Genomic DNA, 15,273 nt, shown 5'->3' with positions numbered 1-15,273 from the left:
CAGGGTTTGCTCAATGTCTTTGTGTGGACTGATGAGTAAACCCTGATGTATGTTTTAAATTTTATTCTGATTTCTGTCCATTGCAAAAGCAATACACAGTACCGCTAACCCACCCAGGCTTAATGCTGTTCCCAGCCAGATGGGTGCCAGCCATCCCATGCCCTCAGCAATCACCCATCCACCAAGAAACGCACCAACCGCATTGGCAATATTAAAAGCAGAGTGATTCAGTGAAGCTGCCAGTCCCTGTGCATTGCCCGCAACATCCATAAGGCGGGTCTGGAGCAGGGGAGCAAGACCTGCAATACTGAAGCTGACCAGGAACAGACCTGCATAGGCAGTATATATATTCTGCATGCTTAAAGCACAGATCAGGTAAGAGCAGGCGTTGCTGAGTAAAATCACAACAATCGCCCGATTCTGGTTTTTATCAGCAAAATAGCCTGCAACCAGTCCTCCAGTCACCAGTCCCATGCCAATGATTGCCAGGGCAAAGGGGACAACTGTAATATTCTGCTGGGTATATTCGGTCAGAATAGGGGAAACATAACTGTAAACAGAAAACAGTCCACCAAATCCGATTGCACCCACCGCAAGGGTCATCCACATGCGAAGATTACGCAAACCTTTCAGTTCATTGATGATACTGGCAGAGCGATCAACAGCAATCTGCGGTACACAGAAGCTGATTGCAACAACAGTAAGAAATGCGAGGGATGCAGAGAACTCAAAGCCTGAACGCCAGCCATAATTCTGTCCCAGCCAGGTGGCAAATGGAACACCAATGACTGTCGCCAGATTCAGTCCAAGCATCAACTTTGCAACAGCAGAAGCACGTCGGTTTTTCCCTGCATATTCCGCAACAACCAGTGCAGCAATACCAAAATATGCACCATGAGGCAGACCCGCAATAAAACGGGAAATCAGTACCGTTGAGTATTGATCAGTGAGCGCTGTCATGGCATTTGCGATACCGTAAAAAAGCATAAGACCAGTCAACAGGATTTTACGGGGAACCTGGGCTGCAAGAATCGCAATCACAGGTGCACCAACCATCACTCCAAGTGCATAGGCACTGATAAAATGTCCTGTAACAGGAATGCTCAGATTCAGATCTTTGGAAATTTCCTGGATCAGTCCCATCGCCACGAACTCGGTCGTTCCTATACAGAAACCACCAATGGCAAGGGCAAGAATAATCAGCGTTAAGGAGGGTCTGGATATAGAGGGAGATGCAGCGCAGGAGGACATTAAGTGAAGATTACAGTAAATTAAACAGACTTTATTATATTACAGGGTACAACTTAATTCATATAAGCATGTTGAACAGGATAAGAAACAGTACGTCTTCGCCAGTTGACAGTGATGATGGGCTGATTGTTTTAGGCTGATAATAATCACAGCTTTATACAGTTACAGGTTCCGCTGTCATCATTCGTATGTCAGTGTCCATTTCTTAAAAAATCTGCACTGAAGGGGGTGTCGTCTGAATCTGCAAAGTGAGTGGATCATGTGTGAGCCGGCAGAGCCAATAAGCAGAATACGCTAATCCAATGTCTTCCAGTATTCACCAATGGCGTCTTTACAGACTCCGCAGCCTGAACGTCAGTCGGTGCAAGTGGCTGAGATACAATATGGAAACTCAATGAGTCTATCTCTGAAATCTTTGATATGTAATGATATATCTGCTTTCAATGTGTGATTTATGATACTGTTTTATAGACTCCTGAGTATTTTTTATCCGAAGCTGAATCTGTTCGGCTGCATAATATAAATGGATATAAGTGCTATATCCGTCGCAGTCTGTTGAATGGCAGGTTTTGTGCTTCAATTAACATTTTAACTGCTGAAAAATAATCAGAACTGACATGTAATTCAGCAAAATAAATTAAACTTAAAATGGATGATGCTATGAATTTTCAGGTTGATGCTTTTGGAACACTGGTCATTGCAGTTATTGTTCTTTTTATTGGACGTTTTCTGGTACATCGGATTAAATTTTTAAGAAATTATAATATTCCAGAGCCTGTAGTCGGCGGTCTGATCGCAGCAATTCTGGCTTTTCTTCTGTTTAAGTTTTTTGGAATCAGTGCAAAATTCAGCAGTGAAATACAGACCATTCTGATGCTGATGTTCTTTACCTCGATAGGTCTGAGTGCAAGTTTTGTCAAACTCAAAGAAGGTGGTTCAGCCCTGTTTATTTTTCTGCTTTGTGTTATCGGTTTTGTACTGGTGCAGAATGCAGTAGGTATCAGTCTGGCTAAAATGCTGGGACTTGACCCGCTGATTGGTCTGATTGTCGGTTCAATTACACTGACTGGTGGTCATGGAACAGCTGGGGCGTGGGGAACAGTACTTGAGCAGGAACATGGTATACACGGTGCAATCGTACTGGGAATGGCAAGTGCTACTTTCGGTCTGATTATCGGTGGTGTGGCAGGCGGACCTGTCGCTAAATTTCTGATTAAAAGATATAAGCTCGAAACGGTGGATAATGATCCGAATGATGACACACCAGCGCATGATAACTCAGCTGCATTTGAATACCGTCGTAAAACGCGCTTAATTACTGCTGATAATGCCATTTCCACACTAGGGATGTTTGCGCTGTGTATTTTTGTGGCAAATCAGATGACCGAATTCAGTAAGGGGCAATGGTTTGAACTGCCAACTTTTGTGTGGGCGTTGGGTACAGGCGTGATTGTCCGCAATGTGCTTGAACATGTGTTCAAAGTGAATATATTTGACCGCGCCATTGATGTGTTTGGTAATACCTCGCTGTCTTTATATCTGGCGATGGCTTTACTGTCTTTACAGTTATGGTTGCTGGCTGATCTGGCGGGTCCACTGGTTATTATCCTGGTGGCTCAGACGGCTGTACTTGCGCTGTATACTTCTTTTGTCACCTTTAAAGTTATGGGTGGAAACTATGATGCTGCTGTACTGGCTGCAGGGCATTGTGGGTTTGGTATGGGGGCTACACCAACAGCCATTGCCAATATTCAGGCTGTGACGGATCGCTACGGTCCATCGCATAAAGCCTTTTTGATTATTCCTCTGTGTGGTGCATTTTTTATCGACATTATTAATGCTTTTGTAATTCAGACACTGATTAAGTTTTTTTAATAGAAATCCATTGGATGAACTGAAACAGCTCTGAAAAGGAGCTGTTTTTGTTTTTACAGTTCATGTTCATGAAACATCTGGATGTATACGGGATTCTGAACTGTTCTGAAAATAATCCATTTCAAAGTGAGAATAAAAATGAGCTATAACCTGCAGTTATTCAGTATTGAAACGATGTATAAATATCAGCAATCAGAAGATGAAGACTTTTTTGAGCATGCTGATCATCTCTGTAAGTTTACAGAGCAGCAGTTTGAAGAATTGAAAGAGCGTCTGATGGCTTAGAAGTTTGAACCTGTAAAAACAAAGCCAGGAATAATTGAATTGGAAAAACCTGATTCAACCATTGCGGCATGACTGACAATGTCAGGTGTGTATTTTCAGTCAGGTTTTAATCAGGATGATATTTTTGACGTGACCATGATGGCTTCAGAATTTACAGATACAGGTGAGTTTGCTAAGTATGATCTGCAGACTGGTGAATGGGAAAGTGAGTCTGTTTCAGAATAACCTTAACTTTTTCAAAAGACCCTAAAAAGTATTGGGTAGCTAAGTTTAATGAAATATCGATTAGGTATGCTCATTAATTTTATGATATAGTGAATTTTATTCATTTTTGGGTATTGGAAGTCAAACTCCAGTCAGGCTTATTACTGAGTATGTATTCTTCATACAGATGCATGCACAGTTATTTTCACGGCTGTTATCTGAAGCGTATTTTCTTACTTATACATTGTCTTATTTAAATTTCTACTCAATGCGCAGTTTTCTCTGTATCTGAGTCAATTTATTTTTCTGGACTTCTTATCCGAAGCATGGCCTCTCGCTCTACGCTCGGGTAAAGCATACTGATTTATGCCCTTGTACAAGGACAAAACATTATTTTACTGGACTTCGCTCATGCTGGAAATTCGTCACCTAAAAACATTAACCGCCTTACGGGAACATGGTTCACTGGTGGCTGCTGCCAATGATCTCTGTTTAACGCCATCGGCGATTTCCCATCAGCTCAAAGAACTGGATCACTGGTATGGTGTAGAGGTGGTCAACAGACGTAGCCGTCCTGTGACTTTTTCCAATGTTGGGCAAAGACTGCTGAAACTGGCAGATGATGTTTTACCACAGATTCAGATTGCTCAGTCTGATATTACCCGTATTGTACATGGTCAGACCGGTCGTATTATTTTCTCATCTGAATGTCACAGCTGTTTTGACTGGTTAATGCCTTTGCTGAACCAGTACCGTCAGCAGTATCCTGATGTAGACCTGGACTTTGCTTCAGGTTTCGAAGCAAATCCGCATGAATTATTGCAGAATGCTGAATTTGATCTGCTGATAACCGCTGATCCGATTGCATTGAAAGGCATTGAGTACTTTCCAATTTTTGAATATGAATCCAGGCTGGTACTGTCCAATATGCATCCTTTGGTGCGGGCAAGCCAGATCAGTGTTCAGGAACTGGCGGAAGAAACGCTGATTACTTATCCTGTAGACAAACACCGACTGGATATTATGGCAAAGCTGTTTATTCCAGCCAATATTCAGCCTAAGCAGATCCGTACAACGGACTTAACGCAGATGCTGATTCAGCTGGTTGCCAGTGGACGGGGGATTGGTGCTTTGCCCGACTGGGTGGTCAATGAATATGAACAGAAAGGCTGGGTCACATCCCGTCGCCTGGATTGTGTGTCTCCTCAAGGGTTACGACGTACACTGTATGCCGGCTATCGGGTGGAAGAAAAAGAAAAAAGTTATTTTGAAGGCTTTTTAAAACAGCTTGCAAAATTTTCACTGAAGCGTAATCAGTACTATTCAGCCTGAATCGGTAAGTGGCATCAGTCAGTGTTAAACTGACTGATGCTGGTTTTATTATCTGCGGTTAAATGCATCTGCCAGTAAATTGGTTCTGGACAGGACAAAGGCAAAGATGCCTATGAAAATAACAGCAAAGCCCAGGTATCGGGTCCATGACTGTACAGAGCCTTTACCTTGCCAGATCTGAAGTTGCGCACTGTGAAACTGAAAATTATTTCTTTCGGTAATTTCAGCATGTGTGCCAAATTCGTTGCCCGCAGAGTTCTGAGTTGCATCAATGGAAAATGGGTCGGATGCAATCACCAGCAGAACCGGTTCATTGGCTTTATAGCTGTGAGTATCATCTTCACGATAAGCCTCCGGTCTGTAACCCTGTTGACTCGATCTTTCCACACCACCGATAAATCTTAAATCCACTTCACCATCAGTAATGGCATGTCCCCGTGCCACAATGACAAATCTATATGGGTTATCTGCTGCATTAGCATTGAATCCGATTCCAAGATCAGGTCGGTCTTTCATATCCGGTTTGGGCATACTGGTTTTATTCAGCGCTTCAATCTGCTCAGGAGTCAGATCATAGCTTGCAATGAGCTGTTTGCCATATTCTCCAGATTTAGGTTCATGCGGTGCTTTACTGCATGCTGTCAGCATCAATAGTGTAATGACCCCAATAAATGAAAATTTACTGATAAAAAATAGAAGTGTTTTATTCATGCATTTACCTTGTGTATTCATTGTTATGTTGTTAATCAGTATTTTTATGACAGTGCCTGTTTTCCTGGTCAGGACAATCTTCTGTATGATCTGCATCAGACAGGAGGAATCTTTTCTGATTTTTATGTCTGCAGTATTCAGGTTGTCAGTTTTATAGCGCTATTTTATTTATTTTTTCTGAAAATCATAGGTTTATATGTCGGTTTTAATCATCAATAACGGTAAAAAATCAGTATGGGCTGAACGGGGTACGGGATTGTGATGTTTCAAAGTTTTTAAATATATAAAAAACTGAGAACTGCTCCTCAGTAAGTTGCTATACAAGATGGATTAAACTTTTTAAAATTAGGCTCTTATCTTTTATTTTTATGAGCGTCGGGTTCTGCATGAAAAAGCCAGATCAGCCATCACCATCACAGCTGATGTCTGTTATTCAGACTCAGACCGCTATTGCAAAACTGGGTTTGGATCTGAATGCAGTCATGACACTCGTTGCTGAACAGGCACAGCAGATTACCCATGCCAAAGGTGCTGTGGTTGAACTGGCAGAAGATGGAGATATGGTCTACCGGGCTGTTTCGGGTGGTGCTGCACATCTGCTGGGTTTAAGACTGAAAATGGCGAACAGCCTCTCAGGGCGCTGTATTTCTGAAAATACAACGCTGTACTGTATGGACAGTGAGGTGGATGAGCGTGTCGATCGGGATGCCTGCCGCCGTGTTGGATTGCGGTCAATGGCGGTTGTGCCGCTGGTACACTGCGGTGAAGGGATTGGAGTACTGAAAATTTACTCATCGGAAGTCAATGCATTCCATGATGGTGACTTACAGATACTGAGTCTGATGTCGGAGCTGATTGCTGCTGCAATGTTTCATGCAACCCGATATGGCGCTCAGGAATTATATAAACTGGCGACTCAGGATAATTTGACAGGGCTTGCAAACCGTGCGCTGTTCCTGGACTGTCTGCGTCAGGGAATGGAAAAAGCCCGATACAGCAACAAAGTGCTGGGCGTCCTCATGATTGATATGGATGGCCTGAAACCAATCAATGATCAATATGGGCATAGAATGGGAGATGCAGCACTCAAGGAAATTGCACAGCGTATCCTGAAAAATACCCGTCATGAAGACCTGGTTGCACGTCTGGGGGGAGATGAATTTGCCGTCATACTGTCATCAGTGCAGAATCAGGAACTGGCAAGTGCTGCCATGAACAGAATTGCTGAAGCATGCGGTTTGCCTTTTGTCTTTGAAAATATCCGCCTGAAGATAGGGGCAAGTGTTGGACTTGCTGTGTATCCTGAAGATGCAGAAACCTCGGAGCAGCTACTTGAATATGCAGATCAGAAAATGTATGTGCATAAAAAACTGAAAAAATCATCAGAATCCATCGGTAATACATAAGTTTTGAGTATTCAGACTGAACAGATATTTATTATAAAAAACACTCAGCTTATATTTATTCACGATGAATCGGCTGAATCACTTTGGTTAGGCTGTGTCTGTTGAAATCATCAGGAATATGAGCGTGTCAGATCAGCAAAGGCTCTCCAGGGATCTATGGATTATTTGCGCAGGTTTTGTAGCCGCAATGCATGTTGGAAAACTTCCTCCATCTGTTCCGATCTTACAGAATGAACTGGGAATCAGTTTTGTACAGGCAGGTCTGTTACTGTCACTGGTGCAGCTGGCAGGTATGCTGTCCGCACTGAGTCTGGGCAGTTTTACTGAGAAATTTGGATTAAAGCGCTGCGTGCTGACCGGGCTGTTGTTACTCAGCCTTGCCAGTGCTGTCGGCAGTCAGGCACATGGTGTCGAAATGCTGTTAGGTCTGCGTGTGGTGGAAGGCTTTGGTTTTTTACTCGTGACACTCAGTGGTCCTGCCTATATCAGGCAGCTTGTATCAGTTTCACAGCTGCAGACCCGCATGGGGCTGTGGAGTGCGTATATGGGCGGTGGCATGGGGATAGCACTGTTCATCACACCTTATTTAATTACACTGGCGGGTTGGCAGGGTGTATGGATATTTTTCTCAGTACTGAGCCTGTTACTGGGCTTATGTATTTTATTTTTTGTGCCTGAACCAAAGTCTGTATCACAACATTCATCTATTCTGAAACTGATTAAAAGTACACTGGTGCATCGTCCAGCCTGGATACTTGCAGGTATTTTTGGAGTCTACGCTGGTCAGTGGTTCAGTATGGTGGGTTTTTTACCTGCGATTTATCAGCAAAACTACATTGCACCTCAGCAGGCTGGAGCATTAACAGCATGTGTTGCCATTGCCAATGCAGTGGGAACATTTCTCTGTGGTTTGATGCTGCAACGTGGTTTCAGCGCTAAAACTTTAGTCCAGCTGGGTTTTAGTGTTCTGAGTGTCAGTGCTTTATTTTTTTATATCAGCATGAATGAACTGAACTTTTTCATTCAGTATGGACTGGTGTTCAGTTTTTCTTTGTTCGGGGGGCTGGTGGCAGCGGTTGTCTTTTCACAGGCTCTGCATTTTGCACCATCTCCATTGGCAATCAGTGCAACTGTCGGGTTGATACTTCAGTGCTCTGCAAGTTCTCAGTTTATTTTACCGCCTGTGATTGCCATGACTGTTTCAGAAACAGGCGGCTGGTTCTGGATCGGCATTATGATGGCTGCATTATCCTGTATCGGTATTTTACTCAGTCAAAGGTTGTTTAAACAAAAACAGGCTTAAGCTGAATGAGGTGTCCCTGATATCAGGATTTTCCAATCAGCAATGAAAGAATGCCTGCTGCGATTAATGGACCTACGGGGACACCGCGCAGCAGCGCGACACCTGCGACCGTGCCAATTAACAGCCCCGCTACGACATTGGGCTGATGGCTCATCAGCTGAACACCACGTCCACCGAGCCATGCAACCAGTAATCCAACAGCAATCGCCAGTAAGGATTTCCAGTGCATAAAAGACTTTAGAATTTCATCGCCAGGGATTTTCCCGCTGGCAATTGGCGTCAGTACACCAATGGTCAGAATAATGATACCGATGTTCAGTCCGTGTTGTTGCAGCAGAGGAAAATATTCACTTAATGGGGTAATGCGAAAAACAATCAGCACCGCAGCAGCAATAGTGACAGCCGTATTATGACTGAAGATGCCACAGGCTAGTAATACAAGCAGTACGATTAAATTCAGATCCAGCTGGGCAAGTTGTGGCATATCATTCGGGGCAGTATTTGAAACGGCTTATTGTAGCCTGTATTGCGGTAAATGCCGAATCATGGCTGTCACAGCGGAAATCTCAGCACAGATCAGCTAAACTAGGCACTTCTGTTGATATTCTGAGAATTTACAATGCTGTTGGAAAAAATGTTGCAATCACAGGGCTTTGGCTCCAGAAAAAACTGTCAGCAACTGATTAAAAATGGCGCAGTAAGTATTCAGGGTGAAATTGTTACAGATCTGAAGCATAAGTTTGATATCCATCAGCCTGAATTTTCAGTTTATGGTACGGAATTTCAGTATCGTGAAAAAATTTATATTGCACTGAATAAACCCTCAAATTATGAATGTTCACATCAGGCAACACACCATTTCAGCGTATTTGATCTGTTTGATGATGTACTGATGAACCGTGGTCTACAATGTGTGGGGCGGCTGGATCAGGATACAACAGGGCTGTTACTGCTGACCGATGACGGGCAGTTTTTACAGGCGCTGACTCATCCTAAAAAGCATGTTCCTAAAGTTTACCAGATGCAGACTGCTGACCCCGTTACTGCTGAACAGATTCAACAGTTACAGCAGGGGGTGGAGCTGCGCAATGAAAAAGATTTGTTTGCTGCTACAGATGTTGAAGCATTAAGTCAGAATGAACTGAAAATGACTGTACATCAGGGTGTTTACCACCAGGTCAAAAGAATGCTTGCCGCCGTGGGAAATAAAGTTGAAAGTCTGCATCGGGCTCAGGTGGGGCAGCTTCAGTTAAGTGGTTTGGCGGAAGGAGAGTGGGTTTATCTGTCTGATGAGCAGATTTCAGCAGCGAAAAATTTATCGGAAAAGATTGTCGGGATCTGATATTTGGGCAGTCACTAGGTCATGGTGATGCATATTTATGTTTCCGCAGAACTCAGAGGATTGGCTTCCTGTTGCTCTTTACCACTTAACTGATGATACAGATCTTCCATGCGTTGACTGGACAATATAGAAGCTGACTTTATTTCAGGAAACAGTGCCAGGTCTGAAACTCCTCATCTTTGACAAATCCCAGCTGTTCATATAACCGATGTGACTGATAATTATTTTTTTGTGTTTCCAGGCTGATCCGCAGAGCATTGTCATGCCGTGCAAATAAAATGGCGGTGTCAATCAGCTGTTTTGCAGAACCCTGTCGCCTGTAGACTGGGGTGACATAGACATCGTCCAGAATATAGTAGCTTGAACAGGAGATGGAGGAGAAGCCCTGGTACAGCACAACAAAGCCGGTTATGACCTCATCTTTAGCATGAATAAAAATAACACTTTCCTGATTTTCAAACCGTTGTTTTAAAAATTTATATGAAAGATCAATGTTTGAGGAAGCCCCATAAAACTGTCGATATTCATCAAACAGAACAGAGAGTTGATGCAGGTCTTCAACAGTTGCACGCTTTACAATCATTTTATTCCTCATGCTGTTCTTTTATCTATGCATGAAGAATAACCAGCATTTACAGGAAAAATTGATTAAATTTTGTTTATAAATGCAACACTGTTTAAGTTTTGTCGCTTTCACCAAGCAGGGCATTCAGCTCTTCAAAAATATCCTGATGTTCATCATCAAAGTTTGTATCTGTCAGCGGTAGTGAAACCTGTTCCGTGCCTGACTGTAATTTCTGTTCCTGTTTCAGTTTTCTTAAACGGATCAGCTGTTCCAGATTGATATTCTGATTTTCAATAGAAAAGGGGATGGACTTGGTGAGAACAACCTGTTTAAAAAACAGTCGCACTGCCTGGGCGGGAGTAATTCCCAGCTGTTTGAAAACAGCAAACGCCTGTTTTTTCTCTTGAGAATCAAGACGTATTTGATAAACTTCAGTTTTTCTCATGATTTTTAAAATTGTAAATTACTAAACTTTTCAGCCTTATTGTAATCAAAGAATTTGTAATTTCAATATAAATACAATAATTTTTTGAAACATTTGTAATGACAAATATATTACAGTGTCAATTCATGCCTGGAACTGAAATGCATTTTCTGTTTGGTAACAGGGTCAGTAAAGACAAGATGCTTTGCCAGTAACTGCAATGGCGCACTGAAATCATCTTTGTCTTTATGATTTAAAGACGGGTAAAAAGGATCATTTTTAATCGGAATGCCCAGTGAGCTGAGATGAAGTCTGAGCTGATGCTGTTTACCTGTGTGAGGATCCAGCTTATAGATCGCCCATGCATCATTATGCTTTATCAGTTCAATCTGAGTCTGGCTGTTAGGCTCACCATCAACTATCTTCATGGTATAGAAGGGATTCCCCTTTTCCATTCGAACTTTCATTTCAAGCGGAAATTTCAGCTCAGCACAAAAAGGCGCGATTGCAAAATAAGTTTTCTGAACTTTTCTTTCAGCAAAAAGTTGCTGATACAGACTTCTGCTTTCAGCCTGTTTAGAAAACATGACTACACCTGCGGTTTCCCGGTCAAGACGGTGTATGGGGGTCAGGAGTTCGTTTCCGGTCTCATTTTTAAGCCGTACCAGTAAGGTTTCCTGAACGTACTGTCCGGTTGGACTCATGGTCAGAAAGTGAGGTTTGTCCACCACCAGTAAAACATCATTTTCAAACAGAATATGATGTTTAAATGGGACATGTGGCTCATGTTCCAGAAAGCGATAATAAAAAATCTGGGTATTTGCGCTGTATGGGGAATGAAGTGTGAGTATTTCGCCTGTTTCACTGTAAATCTGAGCATCATTGAAACGCTGTTGCCATTCCTGCTGTGTAATATGTGAAAACTGCATGCACAGATATTCAAAAACGCTGACGGGTGCAGGTTTAATCGTCGGCAGATACAGTCTGCTAGCACTGACACCCCGAACCATAGGGGGAATAAATGAAGATGCGTTCATATACAGGTGATCTGACAGAAATAATTAACATAATGCACTGATTAAAAATGTGCATTTCGGTTGCAGCGCATAGGCTTTAAGACAGTGGAATGCTATCATAATCGCTCTTTTGAATCATGTCGTGTCTCATAATATGCAGTATTCATTCAGCCTGAACCTCCAAAGTGAAACTGATACACAGAACCTTGCGCAGGTTGTGGCAAGCTGTTTTAAATCTGGTGTGATCTATCTGATTGGTGACCTTGGTGCGGGTAAAACGACGCTGACGCGCTTTTTGCTGCAAAGCTTAGGGCATAAGGGTGCTGTAAAAAGCCCGACCTATACACTGGTTGAACCCTACAGCATTGCCGGTCAGGAAATTTTCCATTTTGATCTGTATCGGTTGAATGATCCCTATGAACTGGAGTTAATGGGTATCCGTGATTATCTTGAAACACCTGATGCTCTGTTCCTTTTTGAATGGCCATCTAAAGGTGGTGATGAAATTCCACAGGCAGACCTGGTGATTCAGATAGAAAAATCCATGGATGAAACGACCCGTATTGTGACAGTTCAGACTTCTTTGGAAACTCTGCATCAAACTTTGGAGCAAAAACTCGGACATGCGTGAAGATATCAGCGTACGGAGAATTAAAACCCTTGATCCTGCACTTGCCAACCAGATTGCTGCAGGTGAGGTTATTGAGCGTCCGGCATCAGTGGTTAAAGAACTGCTGGAAAATGCAATTGATGCAGGCGCTACCGAACTGATGATCCGTGTGGCACAGGGTGGCGGTACGCTGATTGAAATTATGGACAATGGTCGGGGTATTCACCAGGATGATCTGGCGCTGGCGGTTATGCGCCATGCAACCAGTAAAATTCAGACTTCCGAAGACTTACAGGCGATTGTCAGCCTGGGGTTCCGTGGTGAAGCACTCGCCTCGATTGCGGCGGTGTCGCGCTTAACTTTGACCAGCAGTCAGGATGACTCAGGGATCGGCTATCAGGTTGAGGTCAATGGTACTGCGTTTGACCATCAGCAGATACAGCCAGTAGCTGCTTCAAAAGGTACAGTGATCCGTGTACAGGATTTATTTTTTAATGTACCGGCACGACGGAAATTTTTAAAAAAACCACGCACAGAATTTGGTCATATTGAAGAAATCGTAAGACGTCTGGCATTGACACATTTCGATATCCGCTTTGCGCTGGAGCACAATGACAGTATTAAGATCAATCTTCCTGTTGCGGACAGTGGTGAATTGCGTTTTCAGCGTGTGCAGCAAATGCTTGGGAGGGCGTTTACGGAAAATGCCTACTGGATTGATGCTGACAGCGTACATATGCGTCTTTCAGGCTGGCTGGGGCATCCCTCTGATGCCCGTGCGCAGGCAGATTTACAGTATGTCTATGTAAATGGACGGATTGTAAAGGATAAGACCATCTCACATGCCTTGCGTATGGCTTATGATGGCATTCTGCATGGGCATCAGCATGCTGGTTATCTGCTGTTCCTGGAAGTTGAACCTGAAAATATTGATGTCAACGTACACCCGACCAAACATGAAATCCGTTTTTTAAACCAGCGTGAAGTTCATGAGTTTGTAAGGCATTATGCAAAAGAAACGCTTTCACAGTTTCAGACCGCCAGTGCAGAACTGGGCTCAGCCCTGAAAATTGAACAGCAGACACAACAAGCTGATGTGGTTCAGCCACGCTATCAGGAACAGTTTCAGTTACACAAAGCGGTTGATGCTTATACGCCTCAGCCCGAAGCACAGCTGTCTACAGAAATTCTGACTGATTTTAATGTCAGCAGCCCACAGGTGGTTCAGTATTCAACCCGTGCAGATTACAGTGCTCAAGCACCACAGAGCCTGAACAATGCACTGAAAAGTTATCTGGCACCTTTGCGGGATACATCAGCAGGATGGTCTGAAAACGCCCCTGAAGATTCTGCTGTGAAAGTGGATGAACATCCTTTAGGAATAGCCATCGCACAGCTGCATGGTATTTATATTCTTGCGCAGAATACTGAAGGGCTGATTATTGTAGATATGCATGCGGCACATGAGCGGATTCTGTTGCAACAGATGAAATCAGCATGGGACAGACCCGACTTCTGGATGTCACAGCAGCTGCTCATTCCTAAAGTGATTTCAATCAGCCGTATGCAGGCAATGCGTGTCGATGAGCTGAAAGATCAGCTTGCCCGACTGGGACTGGAAATAGATCAATATGGTGATGAGCAGGTGATTGTACGTGGGGTGCCTGCCATATTGCATAAAGCAGATTTTGCCGCGCTGATTCCTGAACTGCTGAATGATCTGGACCCTGGTGATGAAGTGCAGGGTTTATTACAGAAAAGGGATCAGATTCTGGCGGGTATGGCATGTCATGGTGCTGTCCGGGCGCACAGAATGTTAAGTCTGTCAGAAATGAATGCTTTGCTCCGACAGATGGAGCAGACCGAATTTGCAAGTCAGTGTAATCACGGACGACCAACCTGGAGAGCATTTCCGCTCGCCCAGCTGGATAAACTTTTTGCCCGTGGAGAATAAGGCATGTCAGAACAATTACCTGTGATCAATCTGATGGGGCCTACAGCCAGCGGTAAAACAGCTTTAGCCTGTGAATTATATGAACGTGGTGGATTTGAGCTGATTTCCGTCGATTCTGCGCTTGTTTACAAAGATATGAATATTGGTACCGCCAAGCCGACAAAAGATGAACAGGCGCTGTTTCCGCATCATCTGATTGACATTATCAGCCCACTGGAGGTTTATTCTGCAGCTCAGTTTGTGGATGATGCCTGTGTGCTGATTGATGATATTCATCAGCGGGGGAAAACACCGATACTGGTTGGTGGAACAATGCTGTATTTCAAAGCGTTACTGGAAGGTTTGTCTACAAATCTGCCAGGTGCGGATGCCACAGTCAGAGCAGAGATTGAAGCCAAAGCTGAACAGGAAGGCTGGGAGGCAGTTTATGCTGAATTGTGTGCGGTGGATGTGCTTGCAGGTGAAAAGTTTAAGGTCAGTGACAGGCAGCGGATTATCCGTGCTCTTGAGGTTTATAAGCTGACCGGGCAGCCGATTACAAAACTACAGGCAGAACAGCCTAAAAACGTACCATATCGTTACACTTTTCATAATCACGCCCTGTTGCCAGATCGGTTAGAATTGCATAAGCGCATAGAAAAGCGTTTGGAAATTATGTGGAAAATCGGTTTTTTAAATGAGGTGGAAGACCTGATTAAAAAATACGATTTAAATGAAAATTTACCCTCTATGCGTGCTGTAGGTTACCGTCAGGTGTTGGAATTTTTGTACAATGGTGACAGAAGTCTCAAAAAAATACAGGAAATGGAGGATAAAGCCCTGTTTGCGACACGACAATTGGCAAAACGTCAATATACATGGCTTAGATCGTTGCAGGAATCGCATAATTTTCAGACATATTTAACAATAAAACAAGCCCAAGAAGACTTGCGAAACTGTTACGGATAAAGCAAAATTTAACAGCTGTCTTTTTTATAAATTTTAATTGAAAAATA

At 43.3% G+C, this 15,273-nt stretch carries 16 protein-coding genes; 10 read left to right on the top strand and 6 right to left on the bottom strand.

The window, feature by feature from the left end:
• Positions 1-54: 54 nt before the first annotated feature.
• Complete coding sequence (locus CDG60_RS10500) at positions 55-1,251, bottom strand: MFS transporter (protein WP_087512322.1); 1,197 nt, start codon at positions 1,249-1,251, stop codon at positions 55-57.
• 660 nt (positions 1,252-1,911) lie between these two features.
• On the opposite strand from CDG60_RS10500, the gene gltS reads away from it, so the two are divergent.
• From gltS to CDG60_RS10490, 4 genes are all read left to right on the top strand, one after another.
• Positions 1,912-3,126: a sodium/glutamate symporter gene (gene gltS / locus CDG60_RS10495; protein WP_087512409.1), complete on the top strand. Its 1,215-nt coding sequence runs from the start codon at positions 1,912-1,914 to the stop codon at positions 3,124-3,126.
• A gap of 138 nt (positions 3,127-3,264) precedes the next feature.
• Positions 3,265-3,411, top strand: coding sequence for a hypothetical protein (locus CDG60_RS18200; protein ID WP_160117029.1), 147 nt, complete (start codon positions 3,265-3,267; stop codon positions 3,409-3,411).
• A gap of 78 nt (positions 3,412-3,489) precedes the next feature.
• Complete coding sequence (locus CDG60_RS18195) at positions 3,490-3,636, top strand: hypothetical protein (protein ID WP_160117027.1); 147 nt, start codon at positions 3,490-3,492, stop codon at positions 3,634-3,636.
• 390 nt (positions 3,637-4,026) lie between these two features.
• Positions 4,027-4,947 (top strand): LysR family transcriptional regulator, encoded by a 921-nt coding sequence (locus CDG60_RS10490; protein ID WP_087512321.1) that lies wholly within the window; start codon positions 4,027-4,029, stop codon positions 4,945-4,947.
• A 48-nt stretch (positions 4,948-4,995) separates the two neighbouring features.
• On the opposite strand, the gene CDG60_RS10485 is transcribed toward CDG60_RS10490, so the two are convergent.
• On the bottom strand, positions 4,996-5,658 hold the full coding sequence (locus CDG60_RS10485; RefSeq protein ID WP_087512408.1) for a hypothetical protein: 663 nt from the start codon (positions 5,656-5,658) through the stop codon (positions 4,996-4,998).
• A gap of 386 nt (positions 5,659-6,044) precedes the next feature.
• On the opposite strand from CDG60_RS10485, the gene CDG60_RS10475 reads away from it, so the two are divergent.
• Both CDG60_RS10475 and CDG60_RS10470 read left to right on the top strand, forming a co-directional pair.
• Positions 6,045-7,064, top strand: coding sequence for a sensor domain-containing diguanylate cyclase (locus CDG60_RS10475; protein WP_087512319.1), 1,020 nt, complete (start codon positions 6,045-6,047; stop codon positions 7,062-7,064).
• A gap of 124 nt (positions 7,065-7,188) precedes the next feature.
• Positions 7,189-8,367: an MFS transporter gene (locus CDG60_RS10470; RefSeq protein ID WP_227542866.1), complete on the top strand. Its 1,179-nt coding sequence runs from the start codon at positions 7,189-7,191 to the stop codon at positions 8,365-8,367.
• Between the two features lie 22 nt (positions 8,368-8,389).
• Here CDG60_RS10470 and CDG60_RS10465 read toward each other — a convergent pair whose 3' ends face one another.
• Positions 8,390-8,851: a DUF441 domain-containing protein gene (locus CDG60_RS10465; RefSeq protein ID WP_087512317.1), complete on the bottom strand. Its 462-nt coding sequence runs from the start codon at positions 8,849-8,851 to the stop codon at positions 8,390-8,392.
• Positions 8,852-8,986: 135 nt separating this feature from the next.
• Here CDG60_RS10465 and CDG60_RS10460 point away from each other — a divergent pair, with 135 nt between their 5' ends.
• Entirely contained in the window at positions 8,987-9,709 is a 723-nt protein-coding gene (locus tag CDG60_RS10460; protein WP_087512316.1) for a pseudouridine synthase, read from the top strand.
• Positions 9,710-9,848: 139 nt separating this feature from the next.
• On the opposite strand, the gene CDG60_RS10455 is transcribed toward CDG60_RS10460, so the two are convergent.
• The 3 genes from CDG60_RS10455 to CDG60_RS10445 all read right to left on the bottom strand — a co-directional run bounded on the left by CDG60_RS10455 (position 9,849) and on the right by CDG60_RS10445 (position 11,735).
• On the bottom strand, positions 9,849-10,292 hold the full coding sequence (locus CDG60_RS10455; RefSeq protein WP_087512315.1) for a GNAT family N-acetyltransferase: 444 nt from the start codon (positions 10,290-10,292) through the stop codon (positions 9,849-9,851).
• A gap of 94 nt (positions 10,293-10,386) precedes the next feature.
• Complete coding sequence (locus tag CDG60_RS10450; RefSeq protein WP_087512314.1) at positions 10,387-10,719, bottom strand: type II toxin-antitoxin system RelB/DinJ family antitoxin; 333 nt, start codon at positions 10,717-10,719, stop codon at positions 10,387-10,389.
• Between the two features lie 110 nt (positions 10,720-10,829).
• Complete coding sequence (locus CDG60_RS10445) at positions 10,830-11,735, bottom strand: pseudouridine synthase (protein WP_087512313.1); 906 nt, start codon at positions 11,733-11,735, stop codon at positions 10,830-10,832.
• Between the two features lie 133 nt (positions 11,736-11,868).
• Here CDG60_RS10445 and tsaE point away from each other — a divergent pair, with 133 nt between their 5' ends.
• Genes tsaE through miaA form a run of 3 tightly spaced genes read left to right on the top strand, consistent with a single transcriptional unit; the run spans position 11,869 to position 15,226 of the window.
• Entirely contained in the window at positions 11,869-12,345 is a 477-nt protein-coding gene (tsaE, locus tag CDG60_RS10440; protein ID WP_087512312.1) for a tRNA (adenosine(37)-N6)-threonylcarbamoyltransferase complex ATPase subunit type 1 TsaE, read from the top strand.
• A complete protein-coding gene (mutL, locus tag CDG60_RS10435; RefSeq protein WP_087512311.1) occupies positions 12,338-14,278 on the top strand; it encodes a DNA mismatch repair endonuclease MutL in 1,941 nt (646 codons plus the stop codon). Before tsaE ends, mutL begins: the two co-directional genes overlap by 8 nt.
• A gap of 3 nt (positions 14,279-14,281) precedes the next feature.
• On the top strand, positions 14,282-15,226 hold the full coding sequence (gene miaA, locus CDG60_RS10430; RefSeq protein ID WP_087512310.1) for a tRNA (adenosine(37)-N6)-dimethylallyltransferase MiaA: 945 nt from the start codon (positions 14,282-14,284) through the stop codon (positions 15,224-15,226).
• The last annotated feature ends 47 nt before the right edge of the window (positions 15,227-15,273 follow it).

It is taken from the genome of Acinetobacter chinensis, from assembly GCF_002165375.2.
Classification (GTDB): domain Bacteria; phylum Pseudomonadota; class Gammaproteobacteria; order Pseudomonadales; family Moraxellaceae; genus Acinetobacter; species Acinetobacter chinensis.
This window is presented reverse-complemented; position numbering and strand designations above follow the sequence as displayed.

Bases quoted from the DNA above. Each gene is read 5' to 3' on its own strand.
- CDG60_RS10475 (WP_087512319.1), top strand. From the start codon at position 6,045: ATGAAAAAGCCAGATCAGCCATCACCATCACAGCTGATGTCTGTTATT.
- CDG60_RS10460 (WP_087512316.1), top strand. From the start codon at position 8,987: ATGCTGTTGGAAAAAATGTTGCAATCACAGGGCTTTGGCTCCAGAAAA.
- CDG60_RS10450 (WP_087512314.1), bottom strand. From the start codon at position 10,719: ATGAGAAAAACTGAAGTTTATCAAATACGTCTTGATTCTCAAGAGAAA.
- CDG60_RS18200 (WP_160117029.1), top strand. From the start codon at position 3,265: ATGAGCTATAACCTGCAGTTATTCAGTATTGAAACGATGTATAAATAT.
- CDG60_RS10465 (WP_087512317.1), bottom strand. From the start codon at position 8,851: ATGCCACAACTTGCCCAGCTGGATCTGAATTTAATCGTACTGCTTGTA.
- CDG60_RS18195 (WP_160117027.1), top strand. From the start codon at position 3,490: ATGTCAGGTGTGTATTTTCAGTCAGGTTTTAATCAGGATGATATTTTT.
- mutL (WP_087512311.1), top strand. From the start codon at position 12,338: ATGCGTGAAGATATCAGCGTACGGAGAATTAAAACCCTTGATCCTGCA.
- tsaE (WP_087512312.1), top strand. From the start codon at position 11,869: ATGCAGTATTCATTCAGCCTGAACCTCCAAAGTGAAACTGATACACAG.
- CDG60_RS10445 (WP_087512313.1), bottom strand. From the start codon at position 11,735: ATGAACGCATCTTCATTTATTCCCCCTATGGTTCGGGGTGTCAGTGCT.
- CDG60_RS10500 (WP_087512322.1), bottom strand. From the start codon at position 1,251: ATGTCCTCCTGCGCTGCATCTCCCTCTATATCCAGACCCTCCTTAACG.
- CDG60_RS10485 (WP_087512408.1), bottom strand. From the start codon at position 5,658: ATGAATAAAACACTTCTATTTTTTATCAGTAAATTTTCATTTATTGGG.
- gltS (WP_087512409.1), top strand. From the start codon at position 1,912: ATGAATTTTCAGGTTGATGCTTTTGGAACACTGGTCATTGCAGTTATT.
- miaA (WP_087512310.1), top strand. From the start codon at position 14,282: ATGTCAGAACAATTACCTGTGATCAATCTGATGGGGCCTACAGCCAGC.
- CDG60_RS10455 (WP_087512315.1), bottom strand. From the start codon at position 10,292: ATGATTGTAAAGCGTGCAACTGTTGAAGACCTGCATCAACTCTCTGTT.
- CDG60_RS10490 (WP_087512321.1), top strand. From the start codon at position 4,027: ATGCTGGAAATTCGTCACCTAAAAACATTAACCGCCTTACGGGAACAT.